2 protein-coding genes are annotated in these 455 nt (G+C 67.5%); one reads left to right on the top strand and one right to left on the bottom strand.

Features of this window, described 5'->3' with window-relative positions:
- Positions 1-184: PTS sugar transporter subunit IIA (locus D9V41_RS16380; RefSeq protein WP_208006913.1), on the top strand; the 184-nt coding region annotated here is incomplete at its 5' end.
- Between the two features lie 11 nt (positions 185-195).
- Here the strand turns inward: D9V41_RS16380 and D9V41_RS16375 are convergent.
- Positions 196-455: hypothetical protein (locus D9V41_RS16375; protein WP_208006912.1), on the bottom strand; the 260-nt coding region annotated here is incomplete at its 5' end.

The following is a 455-nucleotide window of genomic DNA, read 5'->3' as shown; positions in this document are numbered from 1 at the left end:
GGGGCAGCAGGTCGACGTGGGCACGCCGCTGGTGCTCATGGATCTCGACGCGATCGCGGCGGAAGGCTATCGCACCGACGTCATCGTGGTGGTGAGCGAGATGGGTGAGATGGGCGGTCTCGAACTGCTTGAGACCGGTGATGTCGAGGCCGGCGAGGTGGTGGCGCGGTTACGACGGCCGTGAATCGGGCGGGTTCACAGCGAGGCGATCAGTTCCATGAGCTCAGCGTAGGAGCGGAGGGCGAGGCCGGAGCGTGCCACGGCCTGCAGGGGAACCGTGGCCTCGGGCGTGAGCGGGTTCGCGGAGATCGAGTCCGGCAGGAACAGGCCGAAGTCCTCGGGCACAATCGCGAAGGCCGTGCCTTCCTCCAGCAGGTAGTAGTGGGTGCCGGCGATGCGCGTCGTGCTGAGGTGAGGGGCGTGCTGCATGCCCCGGTCTCGGCAGATGCTCATGA

It is taken from the genome of Aeromicrobium phragmitis, from assembly GCF_003674095.1.
In the GTDB taxonomy this organism is placed as follows: Bacteria; Actinomycetota; Actinomycetes; order Propionibacteriales; family Nocardioidaceae; genus Aeromicrobium; species Aeromicrobium phragmitis.
The sequence above is the reverse complement of the archived record's forward strand: the minus strand, read 5'-3'. Positions and strand labels throughout refer to the sequence as shown.